The organism is Mucilaginibacter dorajii (assembly GCF_024808255.1).
Taxonomy (GTDB): domain Bacteria; phylum Bacteroidota; class Bacteroidia; order Sphingobacteriales; family Sphingobacteriaceae; genus Mucilaginibacter; species Mucilaginibacter dorajii.
This window is the reverse complement of record NZ_JANTYS010000018.1, coordinates 23,619-46,245: the sequence shown is the minus strand read 5'-3', so window position 1 is coordinate 46,245 and position 22,627 is coordinate 23,619. Positions and strand designations below refer to the sequence as shown.

Annotated in this window: 17 protein-coding genes; 10 read left to right on the top strand and 7 right to left on the bottom strand. The window is 42.6% G+C overall.

Annotation, left to right across the window (positions count from 1 at the left end; all coding sequences use genetic code 11):
• Nucleotides 1-161: 161 nt before the first annotated feature.
• Complete coding sequence (panD, locus tag FHS10_RS21235) at nucleotides 162-512, bottom strand: aspartate 1-decarboxylase (protein ID WP_259094394.1); 351 nt, start codon at nucleotides 510-512, stop codon at nucleotides 162-164.
• A 200-nt stretch (nucleotides 513-712) separates the two neighbouring features.
• Nucleotides 713-1,543 (bottom strand): pantoate--beta-alanine ligase, encoded by an 831-nt coding sequence (gene panC / locus FHS10_RS21230; RefSeq protein ID WP_259094392.1) that lies wholly within the window; start codon nucleotides 1,541-1,543, stop codon nucleotides 713-715.
• A 154-nt stretch (nucleotides 1,544-1,697) separates the two neighbouring features.
• On the opposite strand from panC, the gene FHS10_RS21225 reads away from it, so the two are divergent.
• The 3 genes from FHS10_RS21225 to glmS all read left to right on the top strand — a co-directional run bounded on the left by FHS10_RS21225 (nucleotide 1,698) and on the right by glmS (nucleotide 5,963).
• Complete coding sequence (locus FHS10_RS21225; RefSeq protein WP_259094391.1) at nucleotides 1,698-2,522, top strand: glycogen/starch synthase; 825 nt, start codon at nucleotides 1,698-1,700, stop codon at nucleotides 2,520-2,522.
• Between the two features lie 15 nt (nucleotides 2,523-2,537).
• On the top strand, nucleotides 2,538-3,941 hold the full coding sequence (locus FHS10_RS21220; RefSeq protein ID WP_259094389.1) for a DUF4270 family protein: 1,404 nt from the start codon (nucleotides 2,538-2,540) through the stop codon (nucleotides 3,939-3,941).
• Between the two features lie 186 nt (nucleotides 3,942-4,127).
• Complete coding sequence (gene glmS / locus FHS10_RS21215; protein WP_259094388.1) at nucleotides 4,128-5,963, top strand: glutamine--fructose-6-phosphate transaminase (isomerizing); 1,836 nt, start codon at nucleotides 4,128-4,130, stop codon at nucleotides 5,961-5,963.
• Nucleotides 5,964-6,157: 194 nt separating this feature from the next.
• Here the strand turns inward: glmS and FHS10_RS21210 are convergent, their stop codons facing one another.
• Nucleotides 6,158-7,648: a catalase gene (locus tag FHS10_RS21210; RefSeq protein WP_259094386.1), complete on the bottom strand. Its 1,491-nt coding sequence runs from the start codon at nucleotides 7,646-7,648 to the stop codon at nucleotides 6,158-6,160.
• Between the two features lie 92 nt (nucleotides 7,649-7,740).
• Here FHS10_RS21210 and FHS10_RS21205 point away from each other — a divergent pair, with 92 nt between their 5' ends.
• Nucleotides 7,741-8,676 (top strand): hydrogen peroxide-inducible genes activator, encoded by a 936-nt coding sequence (locus FHS10_RS21205; RefSeq protein WP_259094384.1) that lies wholly within the window; start codon nucleotides 7,741-7,743, stop codon nucleotides 8,674-8,676.
• Nucleotides 8,677-9,008: 332 nt separating this feature from the next.
• Here FHS10_RS21205 and FHS10_RS21200 read toward each other — a convergent pair whose 3' ends face one another.
• Nucleotides 9,009-10,019 (bottom strand): LLM class flavin-dependent oxidoreductase, encoded by a 1,011-nt coding sequence (locus tag FHS10_RS21200; RefSeq protein ID WP_259094382.1) that lies wholly within the window; start codon nucleotides 10,017-10,019, stop codon nucleotides 9,009-9,011.
• A 206-nt stretch (nucleotides 10,020-10,225) separates the two neighbouring features.
• Between FHS10_RS21200 and FHS10_RS21195 the strand changes: the two genes are divergently transcribed.
• From FHS10_RS21195 to FHS10_RS21175, 5 genes are all read left to right on the top strand, one after another.
• Nucleotides 10,226-10,786, top strand: coding sequence for an RNA polymerase sigma factor (locus FHS10_RS21195; RefSeq protein WP_259094380.1), 561 nt, complete (start codon nucleotides 10,226-10,228; stop codon nucleotides 10,784-10,786).
• A 20-nt stretch (nucleotides 10,787-10,806) separates the two neighbouring features.
• Nucleotides 10,807-11,352 (top strand): hypothetical protein, encoded by a 546-nt coding sequence (locus tag FHS10_RS21190; RefSeq protein ID WP_259094378.1) that lies wholly within the window; start codon nucleotides 10,807-10,809, stop codon nucleotides 11,350-11,352.
• Nucleotides 11,333-12,766, top strand: a complete 1,434-nt coding sequence (locus FHS10_RS21185) for a DUF4097 family beta strand repeat-containing protein (protein WP_259094375.1) — start codon at nucleotides 11,333-11,335, stop codon at nucleotides 12,764-12,766. The genes FHS10_RS21190 and FHS10_RS21185 overlap by 20 nt, the downstream gene beginning before the upstream one ends.
• Nucleotides 12,767-12,849: 83 nt before the next feature.
• Entirely contained in the window at nucleotides 12,850-13,620 is a 771-nt protein-coding gene (locus FHS10_RS21180) for a TerC family protein (protein ID WP_259094373.1), read from the top strand.
• Between the two features lie 41 nt (nucleotides 13,621-13,661).
• The gene (locus tag FHS10_RS21175; protein WP_259094371.1) at nucleotides 13,662-14,663 is read left to right on the top strand and encodes a nucleoside hydrolase; all 1,002 of its coding nucleotides are present in this window, start codon (nucleotides 13,662-13,664) and stop codon (nucleotides 14,661-14,663) included.
• 157 nt (nucleotides 14,664-14,820) lie between these two features.
• On the opposite strand, the gene FHS10_RS21170 is transcribed toward FHS10_RS21175, so the two are convergent.
• The 3 genes from FHS10_RS21170 to FHS10_RS21160 all read right to left on the bottom strand — a co-directional run bounded on the left by FHS10_RS21170 (nucleotide 14,821) and on the right by FHS10_RS21160 (nucleotide 21,162).
• Entirely contained in the window at nucleotides 14,821-18,189 is a 3,369-nt protein-coding gene (locus FHS10_RS21170) for a DUF2135 domain-containing protein (RefSeq protein ID WP_259094369.1), read from the bottom strand.
• An 847-nt stretch (nucleotides 18,190-19,036) separates the two neighbouring features.
• Nucleotides 19,037-20,017 (bottom strand): acyl-ACP desaturase, encoded by a 981-nt coding sequence (locus FHS10_RS21165; protein WP_259094367.1) that lies wholly within the window; start codon nucleotides 20,015-20,017, stop codon nucleotides 19,037-19,039.
• Between the two features lie 50 nt (nucleotides 20,018-20,067).
• Nucleotides 20,068-21,162 (bottom strand): glycoside hydrolase family 5 protein, encoded by a 1,095-nt coding sequence (locus FHS10_RS21160; RefSeq protein ID WP_259094365.1) that lies wholly within the window; start codon nucleotides 21,160-21,162, stop codon nucleotides 20,068-20,070.
• A 108-nt stretch (nucleotides 21,163-21,270) separates the two neighbouring features.
• Here FHS10_RS21160 and FHS10_RS21155 point away from each other — a divergent pair, with 108 nt between their 5' ends.
• Nucleotides 21,271-22,617: a sensor histidine kinase gene (locus FHS10_RS21155; RefSeq protein WP_259094363.1), complete on the top strand. Its 1,347-nt coding sequence runs from the start codon at nucleotides 21,271-21,273 to the stop codon at nucleotides 22,615-22,617.
• The last annotated feature ends 10 nt before the right edge of the window (nucleotides 22,618-22,627 follow it).

Genomic DNA, 22,627 nt, shown 5'->3' with positions numbered 1-22,627 from the left:
AGGAGGGGCATTATAACGGTCCTAAATTACTTTATTAAACGTTAGGGTAACGTTATTTAATTGTTAAGCAGGAGGGCGGTGGTAACCCGGTAAAATAACAAATAAAAAAAGCGGCTCTTTTTAAGCCGCTGTCAATAAATTTTTTAATAAAATGGGTGTTATTACCTAATCAGTTTATTATCGGCATCAGGGAATATCAGGATAGGTTCATAAGCGCGGGCCTCGTCGGTCTCCATGTACGCGTATGACATAATGATCACAATATCGCCAACCTGGGCCAGCCTTGCGGTAGCGCCGTTTAAGCAAACTGTACCGCTGCCGCGCTCGCCTTTTATAACATAGGTTTCAAAACGGGCACCGTTATTATTGTTTACTATTTGTACCTTCTCGTTGGGGATAATATTAGCTGCCTCAATAAGGTCTTCATCAATTGTAATACTGCCCACGTAATTCAGCTCTGCCTGCGTTACCTTCACCCTGTGAATTTTGGACTTCAATATCTCAATAATCATGGTGCAAAGTTATAAATAAATTATCGGGGAAAAAGTTCATAGTTGATGGTTCATAGATCATGGCTGTAAAGTTTTACAGTTCAATGTAGAAGTTCATAGTTGATGGTTCATAGATCATAGCCGGAAGGTGTCGGATTCTAAATGTTGGAATTTTACCATGATCTATCAACTATGAACCATGATCTATGAACCATCAACTCTTACACTATCAACATATTATCAATCAATCTTGTTTTACCCGCGCGGGCGGCTACAAGGGCAACAACTTTTTGGGTTTGATGAGTGGCGGGGAATAGGGTATCGCCATCAACAATTTCAAAATACTCAAGCACTATGCCGGGTTCGGTATTGATCATAGCTTCGGCTTGCTGTTGCAGTTGTGGGATGTTATCAGAGTTAAAATTGGCTTTAACCCAGCTTAATGTTTTGGATAGGATAAGGGCATGCTGTCTGTCATCGGCGGTTAAATGTACATTGCGCGAGCTCATGGCCAGGCCATCGGTTTCCCGCTCAATAGGGCACATGATTAGCTTTACCGGCATCTGCATCAGTTCAACCATTTTGCTGATCACCATAAATTGCTGGTAATCTTTTTGGCCAAAAAATGCCACATCAGGTTTGATGATGTTAAACAGTTTGTTTACCACCTGCATTACCCCCTGGTAATGACCGGGGCGGAACTTGCCCTCCAATAAATGCTCCAGCTCGCCTATGTTTAAATGCCATTTCTCATTATCATCATACATTTCGCTCACCAGCGGATTAAACAAAATATCGCAGCCGGCCTGCTCCAGCATAGCTATATCTGTAGCTATTGGCCGGGGGTATTTTTCAAGGTCTTTGGGGTCGTTAAACTGGGTGGGGTTTACAAAAATGCTGCACACAACTTCATCGCAAACCTGCTGCGCCTGCTTTATTAACGATATATGGCCATTATGCAACGCGCCCATAGTTGCCACAAAACCAACGGTTTTGCCTGTTTTATGGGTAAAATACTGGGCTACTTCTTGCCGGGTGGTAAATATCTTCAATGTAATAACAATTACTAAATTCGGCAAAGGTGTGCATTTACGCAAAAAATACCAAAAGTTACTTGCACAATTCGTTGACAGTTCATATAATAATGATTATATTTGCAAACTCAAATTTTTTGACTTCTTACATATTTTTAATACTGATTAAGTGATGGGTAAATCTAAGCTATTGTTTGTAACTCATGAAATGTCTCCTTTCCTTGAACTCACAAAAATTGCTGAAATAACACGCCAACTCCCGCAGGCAATGCAGGAGAAGGGATTCGAGATCCGGATTCTTATGCCGCGTTTTGGCAATATTAATGAGCGCAGGAACCGCCTTCATGAAGTTATCCGTTTATCGGGTATGAATATTATTATCAACGATAATGATAACCCGCTGATCATCAAGGTAGCATCTATCCCCGCAGCACGTATGCAAGTATATTTTTTAGATAATGAAGAATATTTTCAGCGTAAACATGTGTTTGGTGATAAGGACGGTAAATTTTATGCCGACAATGATGAGAGAATGATTTTCTTTTGCAAAGGCGCATTAGAAACTGTGAAAAAGCTGGGCTGGGCTCCTGATATCATTCACTGCCACGGTTGGATGAGTGCTTTGGTGCCTGCATACCTGAAAACTACTTACAAAGACGATCCAACTTTCAAACATTCAAAAATCATTTACTCCATTTACGAGAATGATTTTAAGGATAAGTTAGATGCTGAGTTTGCTCAAAAAGCAATCATGAGCAATATGACTGAAGAGCACGTTGACGCTTACAAAGAAGGTACTAATACTGCGCTTTATGCAGGTGCAATACAATACTCAGACGGGATTGTTTTGGGCAGCGAGAATATCGACGCAGATGTGTTAAATAATGTTAAAAACAGCAATAAATCGGTTTTGGAATTTGATTCTACCGCAGATTTCGAAAATTATTACAATTTTTACGACGAAATTACCAACGACGAATTGGTGCATGTTGCATAAGACTTAATATTATATATGAAATTTTTCCGATTAGACTTATTGACCCTGTTAATAAGTCTTTTTATTTTGAATAGCTGTAAGCGCCAGGATAGTATTGGCTTGGGTGTTGATACTTCAAACCAAATTAGCGGCACCCTGCTTGTTGATACCAATATTACCTTTAATACGGTTGATGAGGATTCAACAGCAGTTGTTACATCTGCTCTTGCAAAAACACCACTTGGCGAATTTGTTGATCCGGCCTTTGGTACCGTAAAATCAAATGTTGCCCTTGGCTTGTTAATGCCAACCACGCCGTATACCGTGCCTGCAGGTACACTTACTATCGATTCGGCCGTGATGGTTTTAGGTTATGCTGATGGATTTTACGGCGATTCGGTAGCTACAAAATATAAAGTGAATGTTTACCAGCTTATCGATAAGCCAACAACATCAACTTATTACAGCAATAGTCACTGGAACGCGCAATCTACCTTATTGGCAACCAAAACGTTTACAGCAAATACCCACGATAGTTTAACTATTGTGAGGATCCGCGCCGATACTTTGGACACCGTGCAAAGGGTAGCACCTCAATTGCGTATACCATTTAGCAAAAAGTTTATTTATGATAACCTGTTTAACGCCAGTGGAGCAACCTTAGCATCGGATGCTGCCTTCCAAAACGCGGTTAAAGGTTTGTACGTTACTTTAGAAAGGGCGCAGCCTTCAAATGCCGGTGGTACTTTACAGTTAAACCTGGCAGCTGCTTCATCGTACTTAGATGTGTTTTACAAAGCAGTTAAAGATACTACGATAGATACGGCAACGGCAAGGCTTACCTTCCCGCTACATGCAGCCGAAATAAAACGGACGTATAGCGCGGCGGTAAAAGCGGCTAAAAATACCAGTACCACTCAAACTACAGTTTATTTACAAGGTTTAGGCGGCTTGCGTTCAAAAATCGCATTCCCTGGTTTAGATAAGTTAAATCCCGATTCGATAGTGTTAAACCGTGCCGAACTGGTGATTACACCAGTACAAGGTTCTGGAATACCGTTTGCGCCTTTATCTAAGCTTACAATGTACCAGTTGGATATTGCTAATCAAAGGATTTTGATTCAGGATGCCAATTCGTCTAACGCATTGTACCAGGCTGGTTTATTTGGTGGCTTTTATTCACGTACTACCAAAGAACCTGTTAAAGCTTATCGTTTTGTGATCACCAGCTATATCCAAAATCTTATCCGCAAAAAAACGGTTGATTATGGGACTTACATAGCGCCTATTGATACCAGCGAAGTAAATTCAACAACAGGTGCAACGGCCATAACGCCAAGCGCGCAAATTGCGGCCCGTGCTATATTGATAGGTAACGATAAAAGCTCGCCTTACCGTATCAAATTGAATTTGATCTACACCAAAATTCCAAAGTACTAAAACACTGTTTTAAATAAAAAGAATCCCCGCTTAGGGGATTTTTTTGTTTAAGCCCAATGCACTTCTTAAAATTTATTTTTAAGTACGAAAAAAAGTTGCTCTTTTATTAAATAATTAAAATAATTACCTGTGATGTATGTTATATAGCTGATATTTTTGCGCCAATACAAATACTAAATTTTTACTATGTGCGGCATTGTTGGTTATATAGGTTTTAGGGATGCATATCCCATTATTATAAAAGGACTTCACAGGTTAGAGTACCGGGGCTATGACAGCGCCGGTGTTGCCCTGTTAGATAAGGAGCTTAAGGTTTATAAAAAAGCCGGCAAGGTTGATGACCTTGAAAAGTTTGTAAAAGATATTGACCTGAAAGGATCAATAGGCATGGGGCATACCCGTTGGGCTACCCACGGCGCGCCAAGCGACAGAAACTCACACCCGCATTCGTCGGGAGATCGTAAGCTTACCATTATCCACAATGGGATCATCGAAAACTACGGCATTATTAAAGAAACGTTAATTGCCAAAGGCCACGTTTTTAAAAGCGACACGGATACCGAGGTTTTAATTCACCTGATAGAGGATATTATGGCCCAAACAGGCCTGGATCTGCGCGAAGCGGTTAGGGTTTCACTAACCAAGGTGATAGGCGCTTATGCTATTGTGATTATGAGTGCCGATGAACCAGATCTGTTGATTGCCGCCCGCAAAGGTAGCCCTATGGTTATTGGCGTTGGTAAAGGCGAATATTTCATAGCATCTGATGCCACCCCAATTGTAGAGTACACTAAGAACGTGATCTACCTAAATGATAACGAGATCGCTTACATTCATCGCGAGAACCTGCTGATCAAAAACATCGATAACTCGGTACAAACTCCCTACATCCAGGAACTTGACCTGAAGCTGGAAATGCTTGAAAAAGGCGGCTATGAGCACTTTATGTTAAAGGAGATCTATGAGCAGCCCCGGTCAATCCGAGATTGTTTACGCGGTCGTATTTATCCGCAGCAAGGGAAAGTACAATTAGGGGGGATCAAAGAATATACCGAAAAGCTAAAAAACGTTGATCGGATCATCATCATAGCCTGTGGTACCTCATGGCATGCCGGCCTGGTGGGCGAATACCTGATAGAGGAATACGCCCGTGTACCGGTAGAAGTTGAATATGCTTCTGAATTCCGTTACCGCAATCCCATCATCACCGAAAAAGATCTGGTGATAGCCATCTCTCAGTCTGGCGAAACTGCCGATACCATGGCCGCTATTGAGCTGGCTAAAGAAAAAGGGGCTACCATATTTGGGATTTGTAACGTGGTTGGCGCATCCATCCCTCGTACCACACATGCAGGTGTGTATACCCATGCCGGTCCCGAAATTGGTGTGGCATCAACCAAGGCATTTACCGCCCAGGTGAGCGTATTAACCCTCATAGCGTTTTATATTGCCCAGCAGCGTGGTAAAATTACCCAAAGCAAACTGGTTGAATATTTAACCGAGCTAAATCAGATTCCGCAATTGGTAGAAGAGGCGTTGAAATGCAATGATCACGTGATCAAAATTGCAGCCAAGTTTAAGGATAGTACCAATTGTCTGTTCCTGGGTAGGGGGAGCTCATTCCCTGTTGCATTGGAGGGGGCTTTAAAGCTTAAAGAGATCTCTTACATTCATGCCGAAGGTTATCCTGCAGCTGAAATGAAGCACGGCCCTATCGCCCTGATCGATGATGATATGCCGGTTGTGGTAATTGCAACCCAAAGTTCATCTTACGAAAAAGTAATTAGCAATATACAGGAAGTAAAAGCCCGCAAAGGCCACGTTATAGCTATTGTTACCGAAGGTGACACCGAAGTACGTGCCATGGCCGATTACGTGATCGAGATCCCGCAAACCCACGAAGCTTTTGTACCGCTGATAGCAACTATTCCGCTACAATTGCTGGCCTACCACATAGCCGTAATGCGCGGCTGTAACGTAGATCAGCCAAGGAATTTGGCTAAATCGGTAACGGTGGAGTAGTTTGCAGTTTGCAGTTTGCAGTTTGCAGTTTGCAGTTTGCAGTTTTTTTAAATTAGATAAACAAGTTAAGGAAAATTCGATGAATTCCTTAGTTCAATAATTTTAGGTTCAAACACAGAAGGCGATAGGTTTACCTATCGCCTTCTGTGTTTCTATTAGGCATGCTAACTGCAAACTTAAAACTGCCAACTGACTTACGCCGGCATATGTTTCATGGTTTCAGACAGATCAAGCTCAAGGCCCTTGGCTATGGCCATGCCCAGGTTAATATCGGCCCTAAACCAGTGGCAAAGCTGGCGGTTAACTATCAGGTCTTTTTTAGGCCCGTCAATGCCGCTCATTGCGCCAACCACATTTGCAATCAGATCCTGCTTTTGCTGCGCATCCATTAAGCGGTATAATGCACCGGGTTGACTGTAATGATCGTTTTCGCCTTCGGCGTTGCGGTCATACCAATCGCCTACCGAACTGCCAAAATCCCAGGCTGGTTCTTTATAGCTTTGGTCAACCTCAATATCATCAAAGCTGTTAGGGAAATAGTTTGGTGCCGAGCCATGGTTGCCATTAACGGTCATTTGGCCATCTCTTTGATAATTGCTCACCAGGTATGGGCATTTGTTTACGGGGATCTGCTCGTAATTGCCCCCTAAACGGTAGCGGTGCGCATCCGGGTACGATAGGATACGGCCCTGCAGCATTTTATCCGGCGAGTAGCCAACACCATCAATTACGTGTGCCGGGGCAAAGGCAGCTTGTTCAACATGGGCAAAATAATTATCAGGGTTTTCATTCAGTTCCAGTACGCCTACGTCAATCAGCGGGTAATCCGCATGCGGCCATACTTTGGTTAAATCAAATGGGTTAATATGGTATGTTTTGGCATCAGCCTCGGGCATCACCTGTATTTTCATCGCCCATTTTGGGAAATCGCCGTTATCAATATGGGTTAGCAGGTCGTGCTGTGCAAAGTCTGGTGCTTTACCTTTCATTTCAGTTGCTTCGGCGTCGGTAAAGTTTTTAATGCCCTGCAACGTTTTAAAGTGGAACTTAACCCAAAAACGTTCATTGGCAGCGTTAATGAAGGAGAAGGTATGACTGCCAAAGCCATCCATGTGGCGGTAGCCGTATGGTGTACCCCTGTCGCTCATCAAAATGGTTACCTGGTGCAGGCTCTCGGGGTTAAGCGACCAAAAATCCCACATCATGGTAGCGCTTTTGCAGTTGGTATACGGATCGCGCTTTTGAGTGTGTATAAAGTCGCCAAACTTTTTAGGATCTTTTATAAAAAATACGGGGGTGTTGTTACCAACCAGGTCCCAGTTGCCATCCTCGGTATAAAATTTAATAGCAAAACCACGAGGATCGCGTTCGGTATCGGCCGAGCCTTTTTCGCCGCCTACAGTAGAGAAACGCAGGAACAGTTTAGTTTCCTTGCCAATGGCATTGAAAACTTTGGCGCGGGTGTATTTGCTGATATCATGTGTAATGGTCAATTTACCATAAGCGCCCGATCCTTTGGCATGAACAACCCTTTCGGGGATACGCTCGCGGTTAAAGTGGGCCATTTTTTCGTGCAGAATGTAATCCTGCAGCAGTATAGGACCCCGTGGACCGGCGGTTTGTGAGTTTTCGTTCTCCACGTAAGGCCTGCCAGATGCAGTAGTAAGCTTTTTTTTGGTTTCCATAGCAATTGAGTTTTGTAAGTCAAACTTGATGATAATATTCTAATAGAAAAAATCAATAATTGTTATATTTGAATAGAATTTATCTATATGATATGACCATAACACAACTGGAGTATATAGTAGCGGTTGATACTTACCGCAGTTTTGTGGTAGCCGCCGAAAAATGTTTTGTAACCCAGCCGACGCTGAGTATGCAGGTGCAGAAATTGGAGGATACCCTTGGCGTTAAACTGTTTGACCGCAGTAAGCAGCCCGTTACGCCTACCGAAATAGGCATTGAAATAATAACCCAGGCCCGGGTGATGTTATCTGAAAGTGAGAAGATCAAAGAGATCATCACCGATAGGCAAAAGGAGCTATCGGGTGAGTTGAAGGTGGGTATTATACCTACTATATCGCCCTATATTTTACCAAAAATTATTCACGGCTTTATTGAAAAGTATCCGCAGGTAAAACTGATTGTATGGGAGCAAACCACCGAAGAGATTGTGCAACAGTTAAAATTAGGTATGATTGATTGCGGTATCTTATCAACGCCGCTGCACGAAAATAACCTAACCGAGATCCCTGTATTTTACGAAAACTTTGTAGCCTACGTATCAAAAAACAGCAGGCTATCAAAAAAGAAGAGCATTACACCCGATGATATTGATATGGAAGAGATATGGGTGCTGAACGAAGGGCATTGCATGCGCGAACAGGTGCTAAACATTTGCCAGCGACGCAAAACTACTAAAGGCTTTCAGCATTTTGAATACAATACAGGTAGTGTGGAAACCCTGAAACGTATGGTTGACCAAAATAACGGAGCCACCATATTGCCCGAACTTGCCCTTGCCGAACTTACCGAAAAGCAGTTAGATAAAGTACGCTACTTTAAATCGCCGGAACCGGCCCGCGAAGTAAGCATTGTGATACAACGCAATTTTTTAAAACGAAGAATGATCGAGGCCCTGAAAAACGAGATCCTGGAGTTTGTACCTAAGCGGATGAAAAGCAAGAAGAAAAAGGAGTTGATGGATATATAAGCTATATCCGTCAATTAATGACGCCGTTGCTTTCGTTCCTGCCTGTGATGGCTCCATCATGTCATTGCGAGTTGTAAAATCCGGCGGACTGTGAAGGTGAGGATGACGTAAGAACTACCTTCTACACCCTGTCATTCTGATGACAAACATTTTTTACAAAACGTCATGGGGAGTTTCAAAATCCCGCGGACTGTGACGGTGGGGTTAAAGATAATTGTCATTCCCACCTTCACTTTCCGTGGATTTTGAAACTCACAATGACATCGCTTTATTTCGCTATTTTCCCCTCGGAGTTTTTTACCTTGTGTAATAACAATCTTTAGCCGATTACCTTACAACTCAAACTGCCGTGCCAGCAACTTATACGATGTTAACCTGGCTTCAAAACTCTCGCAAATAGTTACGGCCATAATTTCATCAATACCGTAGTCATCGGCCAGCCAGGTTAGCTTCAGTTTAATTTCTGATGGTGTGCCAGTAATTACCCGGTAACGGTTATGCCGGATGCGTTCCTGTTCGTGCGTGGTATAAACCTGGTCTTTAACATCGTCATAACTTAGCGGAACAATGGGGGCACCTTTTTCAAACTGTAAAAACCGGTGGTCCATCACAGCCTGATGCTGTTTTATTTGCTCTTCATCTTCTGAACAAAAAACAAAAATGGCTACGTTAACCTCGGGCTGCGACAGGTCGTCAGATGGTTGAAAGCGTTCGCGGTATAGTTTCACATTTTCAGGGCCGCCATTGGGGTTAATAAAATGGGCGAAAGAAAAACCCATACCAAAGTGCGCCGCAAATAAGCCGCTTTGCCCGCTTGAGCTAAGCAGCCATTGCGCCGGTACCGTTTTAACCTGGGGGATGGCCCTTATTTTGGCACCTATTGTACCCGGCTCATAGGTGTCATGAAAATAGTTATTCAAATCGGCCAGCTGTTCTATAAAATCCTGCTCTTTAAACTGGTTTGATGGGTTTAATACCGAAGCAGTTATCCGGTCTGTACCCGGTGCGCGGCCCATGCCCAGGTCAATTCTACCTGGAAACAGTGCTTCCAGCATCCTGAAGTTTTCGGCAACTTTTAAAGTGCTGTGGTTGGGCATCATAATGCCGCCAGAGCCTACCCGTATATGTTTGGTTTGCCCGGCCAGGTGGGCTATCAATACTTCGGGAGTAGAGCCGGCTAAAATGCCGGTATTATGGTGTTCGGATACCCAGTAACGGGTGTATCCCAATTCGTCGGCAAGTTTGGCCAGTTGAATAGTTTCCTGAACGGCAAGCTCCGCAGTAGCCCCTTTTCTTATCGGCGACTGGTCAAGCACGCTCAGTCGGATCTTTTTTGTACTCATATTAATATAACAACACAAAAATAAACATAGGGTTGCCGCTAACCGGGTGCTTTAATTTTTATGGCTTTGCGATTACTATTGATTGCGGGTGGAGATTTGAGATATTTATGCCTTTCAATCTGAAATCCGGGTATCCAAAAAATATTTCTTTGTTCTGTGCAACGTTGCAAAACAACCTGCGTCTATTAACCTGAAGCTTAACGCAATTGGAAGCAATATTTATAGATAAACATTACAGCCTGGTGGCGGAGTGCAAACAGGGAAGTAAAAAAGCTTCCTATGAGCTGTACCGTTTATATTCAAAAGCGATGTTGAACGTGGCCTTTAGGATAGTGGGCAATATTGGCGAAGCCGAAGATGTTTTGCAGGAAGCTTTCCTTGATGCTTTTAACAAGCTAAAGGATTTTAGGCAGGAAACTACTTTTGGCCTATGGCTTAAACAAATTGTGGTTAACCGCAGCATAAACTTATTGCGCAAACGTAAGCTGGAGTGGATTGAATTGGAAGGCGACCACCTGGAAAACATCCCGGATGAGGAAAGCGCCGATGAGGATGATGTGCAGTACCAGGTAGCATTGGTTAAAGAAGCTATGAAACAACTACCGGATGGTTACCGGGTTGTATTATCGCTTTACCTGCTGGAAGGTTACGATCACGAAGAAATAGGACAGATTTTAAATATATCAGAAAACACATCAAGAACCCAGTTCTTGAGAGCTAAAAGAAAACTAATGGAAATTTTAAGCAGAAAGGGAAAAGTGTCATGAGCAAGCGATTTGAAGATTTCATGAAAAATAATCACGATGAATTTGACGAGATCGAGCCATCGGCAGATCTGTGGGGCAAAATAGAAGCGCGTTTAACGCTGCTGGAGGAAGAGCCAAAAAAGCGCGAAGCAAAAACCTTTTCGCTGGCCTTCGTATTAAAAGTAGCCGCATCGGTCATCATCGTAATGGGGATAGGTTTCGGCTTGTATATTCAAAGCCAAAAAAGAGCAAAAAACGTTAACCTGGCTGCTATTAACCCCGAGTACGCCAAACAACAGGTTCACTACGCTTCGCTTGTTGAATCGCAGTTAAACGAGCTTAAAACCGCCTCAAAAGGCGATCCGCAATTGTACAAGGAGTTTACTTCGGAAATTGCCAAAATGGACTCTACCTACAAAAAACTCAATAATGATTTAGCCACCAGCCCTAACCAGGAGGATGTTTTACGTGCAATGATCCGGAACTTGCAAATACAAACAGATGTGCTAAGTCAGCAATTAAATGTTATAGAGCAGTTTAACGAAACAAAGAACAACAACAAGGAAGATGAAATCAAAAATATTTAACCCGTTCCTGCTTGCTTTAACGGTTTTATTAACCGTTGGCCTGGCAGGGTCGGCACAGCAAAAAAAGCCCGTTAAACCGGCTAAGCCTGTTGCCCCAAAAGTTGCCACATCAGATAATGATGATGATGACTCCGGCGTGGATTCGAAGGATTATCAGCTTAAGATGAAAGAGCTGCAAACCAAAATGCACGATTTGCAGGTAAAGATGAACAGCCTTAACAAACAGCGTTTCAATAAAAACATGAAAACGCAAATGAAAACGCTGAGCAAAAACTTTAAGCATTTTGATAAAAACTTCAGCTACAACTTTGATAGCTTCAAAAACTTTAGCTATAAATTTAATGATAGCATGGTAAATTTTGCTTTTAAGTTTGATAAGCTGGCCCCTATGATAGCTTACGGCTTTAAGGATTTTGATAACAACTTCAATTTTAGCTATGATACCGATGGTAATGACGCCGGCAACAATGCAAAAAGCCAGGATTTGGTTGAAAAAACCAAAACATATAGCAAAACTTATACAGTTGATGCTAATGATGTGATCAATATTGACAACAAATTTGGCAAGATCACCGTAAATACCTGGGCTAAAAACGAAGTGAAAGTTGATGTAGCTATAAGAGTAGGTACAAGTAATGGCGATAAAGCCCAAAAGATGTTAGATAACGTGGTGATCCGCGATAGTAAGGACGGCAACGGGGTTTACTTTAAAACCGAGATCAGTTCTGGCGATAATAGCGGCTCATGGTCGAACATATTTGGTGGTGGCAATAGCTCAACCCGCAGTATAGAGATTAATTATACCGTGTATATGCCGGCTAAAAACCCGCTAACCATCAGTAATAAATATGGCGCTACGGACTTGCCAGATCTTGGTGGTAAATTAATTATTACCAATTCATATGGGAGCCTGTTGGCCAAAACTTTAAGCAGCCCGGGTAGCCAGATCAAAGTTAAATATGGCAACGCCAAAATTGGTTTTCTTAATGGCGGCGACCTGGATGTAGCCTTTGGCAGCCTTGACCTTGGCGATTGCGATAAGCTGAATGCCAAACTAAGCTATAGCTCGGCCAAAATTGGTAAGATCAAAACATCAGGTAATATCAACGTGAAATTTGGTGGCGGTGTTAGCATCGGTGAGTTGGACAGAAATATGAAAAACCTGGCTGTTAACTCATCATACTCCAGCATTAAATTGGGTATGACCGATGAACCCAATGCCGATTTTGATGTAACTGTACGCTATGGCAGCTTTAATTATGGCGATCACGCTGTAAACATCAGCAACAAAACACCTGGTGATGACGAACGGGGTTTTAACCCAACAAAAACCTATAAAGGTCATATTGGTAAAAACGGCGCGGATAAAACCATCACCATCAACTCTAACTTTGGGAGCGTAAAATTCGATTAACCCACATATATTAACCTTTTATGCAAACCCTTATCGGAAACGATAGGGGTTTTGTTATTTTTGGGCAAACTCATCGCTACCCTATGAATTTAGAAATATTTGCCCAGGCCGAATCATGGATCTCCCTGCTTACTTTAACCGTGTTAGAGATAGTTTTGGGCATAGATAATATTGTGTTTATCTCTATCCTATCAGATAAATTACCTGCCAAACAACAAGCCAAAGGCCGGCGTGTGGGTTTGGGCATGGCCATGATCACCCGGGTCTTGCTGCTATTGTCTATTAGTTGGGTGATGACGCTTACCGCAACGTTGTTTAACCTGGCACCTTTGTTTCACGTTACCGACGCGGGCTGGGCAGAAAAATTGGCCATCTCGGGCCGCGACCTGATCCTGATTATTGGTGGTTTATTCCTGATCTATAAGAGTACTGCCGAAATCCATCATAAAATTGAAGGCGACGAAGAAAATAATGAGAACGTTAAACCGCAGGGCTTCGTAGCCACCATAATCCAAATTATGATATTGGATATCGTATTTTCTTTAGATTCGGTGATCACAGCGGTGGGTATGGCCAGCCATGTGGAAATCATGATCCTGGCGGTTGTAATAGCTGTAGGTATTATGATGTGGGCATCCAACAGCGTAGCTGGTTTTGTAAATAAGCACCCAACGGTAAAGATGCTCGCCCTGTCTTTCCTGCTGCTGATAGGTGTATCCCTGCTGGCCGAAGCTTTTGAGCAACATATCCCTAAAGGATACATTTATTTTGCGATGGCATTTTCGGTACTGGTAGAGCTGCTGAATTTAAAAATGAAAGCGGGAAAAGGGAAAAGGAAAAGAGTCAAGAGTTAAGAGTCAAGAGTTAAGACGAAAAAGGGGAAATAACAACAACCATGAAATATAAGATTGTTTTGCTGCTGTTTGCTATGGTTTTAGGGTCTTTTGCGTTTGCCCAACAAAAGGAACCCAAAAACATCATATTGGATACTGATATAGGTCCTGATTATGACGATGTAGGAGCAATCGCTATTTTACACGCGTTGGCAGATCAGGGCGAATGCAGGATCCTTGCAACCATGGCCAGTAATAAACACAGGCTTGCCGCACCCGCATTGAGTGTACTGAATACCTATTTTAAAAAGCCCGATGTTCCTATTGGTGTGGTAAGAGGCGATGCCGTTAATTTACCTTCCTGGCAAAAATGGGATTCTTTGATTGTTGCCCGGTATCCCCACAAAATTAAAAATAACGATGATGCCCAGGATGCGACCACGCTATACAGGAAGATACTTGCGGCACAACCCGATCAAAGTGTAACTATTGTTACCATCGGTTTTATGACTAATATGGCTAACCTGCTTCAATCCAAACCGGATAATATATCCCCGTTAAATGGCACCGCGTTGATCAGGAAAAAAGTAAAGCTTTTAGTGAGTATGGCTGGGTGCTTTAACAATGAAATTGGGACGTTTAAGGAGTTTAATATCAAAAAAGATTCCCTTTCATCAAAAATAGCATTTGACAATTGGCCCTCCCCCATTATTCTTAGCGGATTTGAGATCGGCGCAAAAATCCACACAGGTTTGCAGATTGTAACAGATCAATCTATTGTTGACTCACCGGTTAAAGATGTATTTCAAAAAAGTATTCTGCTTGACCCTAACGACGCAAAGGGAAGAATGAGCTGGGACGAAACCGCCGTGCTGGTTGCAGTGCGGGGTTATGAAAAATATTTTAACGTTGTACAAGGCAAAATGATAGCTAACATCGATGGCAGCAACTCCTGGGATAAAAATGGAACCAAAGACTACTATTTAGTCTCAAAAATGCCTGTTCCCGAAATAGAGGAAGTTTTAAATACGCTGATTATGCACCAGCCCAAAACAGCACAGTAATTCCTGCCGATATTATATCGCAAACTGTATGAAATGATGGATAGAAAACGCATCGCCGCACCAATATGTTAGTGTGGCAATGCGTTTTAGTCAGTTATCCTTAATTCAAAAAATCCCATCGTCTAAAAGTCACTCGTCCCAAAAGTCCCCAAGTCACTCAACGAAAATCCAAATCGCCCACGTAAACAGCTCCGCTGGCATCTTTTTTCATTTGCAGTACAATTATCTCCTTTTTTTCCTGCGGAGTGCCGTAATGGGTAAATAGTTCGGCCATAATGGTGGTTGGCCCGGCTATGGTTACCTGGCTATTGCCGTAATAGTTGATCTCTATTTTGTAAGTGCCTTTGATAGCCTTTTTCAGCATAAACTGCTCCGGACCGAAACCACGGGTCATATCGTGCGAATTGCGGCCGCCAATGGCGGTAAAACGGTGCCCGTAGTAGCATTTCTCGTTGGCCGGGTCGGTAACCCAAAGGTCAATATCGGTATTATTCATGTTCCAGTCCATCACAATGCGTATGTCTGTAGGCAGGGGTTTAATGAGGTCTTTATCGATATTTTTGAGGTTGAGTTTACCTTTATTAAGGGCTATGATGCGGTTGATTTCGGGCAGGAAGATCTCCTGGATGCCCGCGTACAATCCATCGGCCTCGTTAGTATAGCTTTTGATCATGGCGCTGTACAATACATCAAGTGCCTGTTGATGCTGGCCGGCATCGTCCAAAGCCAAACCATAATCGCGGTAGCTTTGCGGGTCAAGCGGCCGTAATTGGGTCACTTTCCTGAATACGTAAACTTCGGCGGGATAATCTTCCAGCTGTTTAAACTTATAGCCAAGCATTTTGTATAGCTCATAGCTTTCGAGGTCAAGCTCGGCCAGGTTGCTCAGCACGCGGATGCCCAATTCTTTATTGCCTGTTTTTATAAAATAGTCGGCCACGTCAAAGTAATACAGCGGATTGCTGCTAAAGGAGGCGCGCAGATCGAGGTATTTTTGGTATTGTACCGCTTTATCAGTTTGGCGGATGGCGCGTAAATAGTCGGCATCTGGTTTTTGATAAGTAACGCTGATGCCGCTGTTGGTTGCCCCTTGTTGGGTCCGAACCGTATCTGCACGCGAAGCACTGCTATTTTTGGTGGTAATAATAACTACTCCGTTGGCCGCGCGTGAACCATATACGGCGCTTGCACTTGCGTCCTTTAATACCTGGACGCCCTTAACATCATTAGGGTTGATATTTGCCGAGTTAGTTACCACCCTGCCATCTACTACATAAAGAGGCTGTACATTATCGGCTACATTGCCAATGCCACGTACCATGACCTGGTTGGCTGACCCAGGGCTGCCTGCGCCAACCCGTACGCCGGCGACTTTTCCTGTAAGGCTTTGCGTAACGGTTGCATTTGAGGAGGTCTCCTTCAATTGATCATCCGGAGTATTTACAGTAGCTACGGATTGGCTCATAGTTTGGTTTTTTACAGATGTGACAGAGCCTAACATTGCCTGTTTCCGTTGTGCGGCATAACCCACAATTACTACCTCGGCAAGCTGGCTGCTATTTGATACCGGCATACTGCGTGGGGCCGAAGGCCTGGCGGGAGCAGTATTCGCGTCACTTACAGGTTCGGCAATCTGCACCTGGGCAACGGTATTGGCAGTTGTTTTATGCGGGATTTTGCTTATCCTGCGTTTGGTTGGTTTAACTACCTGTGCAGGAGTAGGCACCGGTACGGTTGCATCTTCGGGTTTGTGCTCGTTATTCCACCAGTAGTTTAGTTCGGTAAGGATGCTTTTGCTGGTACCCAGGTTATCGCGGGGCATCTGCTGCGCATTATTACTGCCACGTTGTTTAATAATATCATCATATTGAGCCCGGAGTTCGGCAGGTGGTTCAATTTCATATTGCAGGTAATCATTCAACGTTTCTAATACAATAAGTGATGTATTGCGGGTAATGATACCAAAACGCTTACCTAATGATTCAATTTCCTGCCGGTTGGCATCATAGTTAATATCCAGCTCGCTTATTTTTTTCTGCGCCCACAGTTTGGCCACATCCAGGCTATCTACCGCGTTCTGTTGCAGATCGAGCACAACTTTTTTTTCGTAGCTTACCGTGTTGCCATAGCTATATTGCAACACCAGGGTTTGGTTAGGATTGCGCGTAATGCCCGCTACAGAAAAAGTATGCCCAACCGCAACAGGTAGCGAGGGGTAGTTTTCTTCAACCGTATTGCCGGTCTTAATCCCTAAAAAGTGCAGGGGCTGGGTTGTTAAACTTGTCAGCGCTTTTTGGGTGTCATCTTTGGTAAGGTCAATGAGTTCACCGTGGCTTTTCAGGGCGATGAGTTTTAGGTTGCTATAGTCGGCCACTGCTGCCGATGTAATGCAGTAAACAGGTTTGTTGGTTAATTTGATGCCGCCTTCGCCTAAGGTTTGATGGCCATCACTCATCAGCAGAAACTCATCGGCAAGGTATTGAGCTAAATTAAGATTGGCCAGATTGGTGGCCCCATCGTAGGTGATGTGTTCTAAATCGGTTTTTAGCGCGGCCCAATCGCCGTTGTTAATGGTATATGTTTGTTTTTTTAACAAGGTATTGCTAAAAGTAACCAGGGTAATCTGCGCATTGGCTACCTTTTTTAAGTATACATCTAACAGGGCCAATTCCTTCTTGATATCGCGGTTGCTGCCACTCAGTGATGCATCCCAAAGCAAACCGATATGTGTGGGCATGGGCTTGCTAATGCTTTGCTGTTGCAGCGTGGTATTTATAAAATAGTAATATTTATTGCCCATTGCCTGGATCATTACTTCGGCAGCATCCAGTGGTTTGGGTATGGTAAAAGCCACTGAATGATTGGGCACATAATTGTTTTTGCTGATAGTAGCCGCGTAAATATTGCGGTGGTTATCAAACTTAAGATCATCGCTGTTGGTATCATCTGGCACGGGTGCGGTGGCGCTTTGTATTACTGATGCCCTTAGCTGAAAATTTTGAACGGTATCCTGTAAGTTGAGCGGCAGGGTAAATTTAAGGTTGCCATTAGTCGCCAGCGGAATTTCTTCCTCGTACCCGATGATTACTGTACGACTGCTATTGGGATTTATTGGATAAATGCGGGTGCGGAAGGTATTGCCCGCAACCAGCTCCAGCAAACCCGGATCAACCCGCCGGCGTTCTATGGCTTCAAAAGTTACGGCACCTTTGCCCCGGTCTACCGGTACGGCTTCGCGCATGTGACCATTAACATCCAATGCATAGCGGCTTACGCTTACACCATCTTTTAATGGAAAGGTAAGTGTACCCTCCAAAATGCGGCTGGTGGTGTTATAAAAGGTCATCTGCCACGTTGTGCGACTAACATTGCCATAAATAGCCACATCAATTTTTAATTGCCGCAGTTGCACGCCATTATTACTTTTACCATCAACCGTAAGTTGTGGCTGCTGTGCATAAACCAACCGCGCCTGCGTTATCAACATCACGGTAACCAATAAGATCAGAGGTGTAATTTTTTTCATGGATTGCTCATTTACCCCAATAGATGCAGGGGTAATGGAGATTCCATAATTCTTTTTGGACTTTTTATAGCCTGTTTAAAAATAAAGAAATCCGGCTAAACCTCTGAAGTTTTTTGTTCGCTTAGGCTGATGGTACTATGCATTACCTTGTTACCGTTCCACCGGAACGGGTGGAACGCCTGGAACACCCCGAACACCTTTCTGTCTCATTATCAAATATTTAATGTTTTTTAAAAAGAAAAAAGATGGAACACTTTATTCGCTCATCATCAGTAATTTAACCCATAAAAGCCATTATTATTCTGAAAAACTCCCGAATTTTGACAGATTGAGCGCTAAATATTCGCCTCATAGATCATATAAAATATTCTGCAGATTCAGCTTGTGGTTGGTGTTTTCACCAGGGAAATCGCTTTTAAAGATTTGTATAGCAAAAGGTAGCTCCTATGGAGCAAAATACTTGTTCTACAAATAGGTAGCCGCTATGCGGCATTCTTTCATCTTATTAAATAGTCAATGCCGCATAGCGGCTACCTATTGTGCTCATTGAAAGACGTTATCTTATGCCAAAATGTTAAAAGCGATTTCCCTGGTGTTTTCACCGCACCACGCCAATGTTCTCGCAACTACATTTGATATACGAATCACAGAATGCAAGGGAGATTTGGTAATTCTTTTTGGACTTTTTAGATTGTGGGACTTTTGGACGCTATAAGCCATCATTAGAAAGTCTTACGGAGACCATCAAAAAAAAAATCCCCTCTATTCGCAAAGCGAAAAGGGGGGAAATATATTCAGCGATGTTCAAATCAAACACCGTGTTTGGTGCTTTTAAAATCGGGATAGTTTAACTATTAATCCAGCTGAATTTGTACTCAAGCATAGGGTTTTTCATACGGTCGGCTACGCGTAGCAGGCGGGTTGGCAGATTCATGATATAGTCACGGGCTTTTTCACCGGCTTCGTTCAAATCCGGAACGCTTTCAATGTGCCAATCCTCAATCAGTTCTTTCAGGATATCTACATAGTCGATAGCTGTGTAGATGCCTAAACGCTGGGCGGCATCGGTAAAGTGCCCAAAAGTTTGGCCTATTTTTAAGCCTACTTCGCGCAGGAAGTGGGCCGGCATTACAATCTTTTTGCGCATCATATCCTCAAAGGCTATCATGGCTTCGCTTGGATCAACCTCAAATATTTTTTCGATGAAGTATTTATATGCTTTGGCGTGGCGGGCTTCGTCGCCGGCAATTACACCGCACATTTTTGATAGCAGGGTATCGCCGTCTTTTTTAGCCTGCGATGCCACACGCCTGTGCGATACATTGGTAGCCAGCTCCTGGAAGGAGGTGTAGATGAAGTTACGGTACGGATCGGTACCGGTGCCAATATCAAAGCCATCGGCAATAAGGTACTGGGTTGATACTTCCATCATACGCATATTTACGCGGCCAGACAGGTATAAGTATTTGTTAAGCAAATCGCCGTGGCGGTTTTCTTCGGCGGTCCAGTGGCGGGTCCATTTCATCCAGCCGCCATCTTCGTTTTTGCTCACACCATCAACCATGGTTAACCATGATTCGTAGGTGGGCAGGGCTTCTTCGGTAATGGTATCGCCAACTAAAACAGCAATAAGGTCATAGCTTAAACCGGCGGCGCTTTCCTGTAGTTCTTTGATCTCCTGGAAAAAAGAATCCCTTGACGAATCGGGCAAAAAGTCTGATGGTTGCCAAATATTGTCAACCGGCTTCAAAAAATCATACATCTTTTCGAGCATGAATTTTTCAATGTGCCCCATTACTTCTCTTCGTTTTTCTACAAAAAATTCCATATAACCGTATTAGTGAGCAAAGGTAACATTTAAAGCACAATAAAGTTACATCATTTTGCGGGATTATAACCTATTGCGTCTTTCATACACGTTGGTAAATTAAGTATGGAGGGCTTGCCGGTAAATATGGAGAAAGAACTGTTGTAATCCCACATCATTCCGGGGATGTTCAGCCGCTTTAATGCCGCCCTTACAGCTTTAATATATCTGCAACGGCTATCCAAATCGGCGTATTTGTTGTATACCCCATATTCGCCGCAAAGAATGGGCACCGCGTATTTATTACCCCAATCTTTAACTATCTGTAATTTATCATTCACAGAGCGTTCATTGCCATCTTTTTTGTACAATTGGTAGTGCGCCTCTCCTGGTGTTCCTTTTGCCTTTGGGTTAAGGGCTGGAAAATTTTCCGCACTATAAGGAAATGTTACCCCGGTTGTTGCAACCTGGTTGCCAATCCATTCGGCGCCCTGGTGGGTAAAAAAGAAGGGTTCGTAAAAGTGAAAAGTGTAAATGATGTTTTCGTCGGCCAGCCTTACAAAGCGGCTCAGTTCATATATGCTGTTATAATTTGATGCTCCAATAATATAGGTGCGGTTTTTGTCAACTTTACGCAGCGCGGTTACGATGTTATATGCGGCATCTTTCCACACATCGGGGTTCATGTGGGGCGGTTCGTTGTATAACTCAAACAATACTTCATCGGGGCTGGTATACCTGTATCTTTGGGTTATCTTTAGCCATATACTGATAATTTTAGCTGTTTGGGCAGTATAATTGGTGTCATTTAAGTTGCCGTTGTGTAAATCCAAAACCAATTTAAAACCGTACCTATGGCTTTGCTTAACCACTTTATCAATGTTCCTGAATAACTGCGCTGTTAATGTTTGTTCTGTTTCGAGATATGAAAAGGCTATTGGTAGCCTGATGCTTTTGAACCCCAGTTTTTTAAGCAGTTCAAAATCGCTGTCTTTTATAGCGTTTTGGTTAAGCGGTGCTTTATTCCAGGTTTGCTCAAGCCATGAAAAGCTTATCCCGTTATCGAGGCTTTTTGTCCGTTTAAACGCTAATGCCCGTTGGGAGTTTTCTTTTGGACTACTTTTTGCAACAAGGCAATTTATTGTTAAGAATAATAATGTTAACAAAAAGTTTAAAACCTGCGTAAAACGGATAATTTTGTTTTTCGCAGCATTACTAACCCCTACAATTAACACAGGCCTTAATTTTAATTTATAATTCTAAGATAGCGAATAATGTTTGTTCAAATTACAAAAGAAGAATTAATAAAAGAGACCTCAAAAAAAGCGTGGTTCCAAACAAATAACATTGTTTTTACTATTGTTTTTCTTTATCCCCTTTTTGCCATTGTTGACTACATCTACGCTCAGGATATCTGGATCCAGTTGGTGATTGTTCGCATCATAACCTGTTTAATTATTTACGCGCTACACAGTTTTATCCAGTATAAAAAATACGATTACCGGATATTGCTGCACTTATCCATGCTGTTGCTATCGGTTACATCGGCAATACTTTGCAATATTGTGAATGTACAAAGCTTAAATGTTTATTATTCAATTTTTGCAACGGTCATTTTATTCTTTAACCTGCTGGTGTTTTGGGAGCCCATTAACTCCATTATCCAGTTTTTAGCAGCGATTTTGCTGCTTGCTATATTTTTTAACGCACAACATGAATATAACCTTGATATTGTGATTAACAATGGCGGGCAGTTGTTTTTTATTATAGCAGCAATATCATGCCTTATACCTAATACCCGCTATAAGGTGATGCAGCGCGACGTACGGTCACAAATTCTGATTGAGAAATCAAACGATCAGTTAAAGCAACAGAATACCGATATCAATGAAAAAAATAACCTTATTGATATGCAATATGAGCAATTACGTAAGCTTGATGGGCAAAAGAACAGCTTCATTAATATAGCGGGCCATGATCTTAAAAACCTGATAGGCTCTGTTGTGATGAGTAACAATATGATTAAGGAGGAGGACTATCGCTTAAGCAGCGATCAGAAGGAATTTGTGGGGTATATAGCTGAGTCGGCCGAAAAAATGCAGTATATGCTTAATAAGCTGATGGATGTTAAGGAGATTGAATCGCCCGAAATGAAATTTAATATAGAAATTTTTGATGTAAATATTGAGGTGATGCATGTTTTTAAAGGCCTGTATGAAACGGCCCTAATGAAAAACATCCACCTGATTGATAATATTTTAAAATTACCGCTTAACGTAAGGCTTGATAAGGTATTTACCGGGCAGGTGTTTCAAAACCTGTTATCAAACGCTATAAAATTTTCACAAACCAATAATACATTAAAGGTTGTAACCAGTCTTCAGCGTCAGCACTTTGTTTTTGAAATCATTGATGAAGGTATTGCTATAGGCCAGAGTGAATTAGACATGATGTTCAACAAGCTCAAAACCTTGAATGATACATCGGGCGTTACAGAAAGCCGTTTGGGCCTTGGTTTATCTATAGCCAAATTAATGACCCAGGAAATGGGTGGCGAGTTAACCTATCGGAGTGACGAAAACGGCAACTATTTCAGAGTAGAATTTTACGTTATAAATTAATTATTTACAA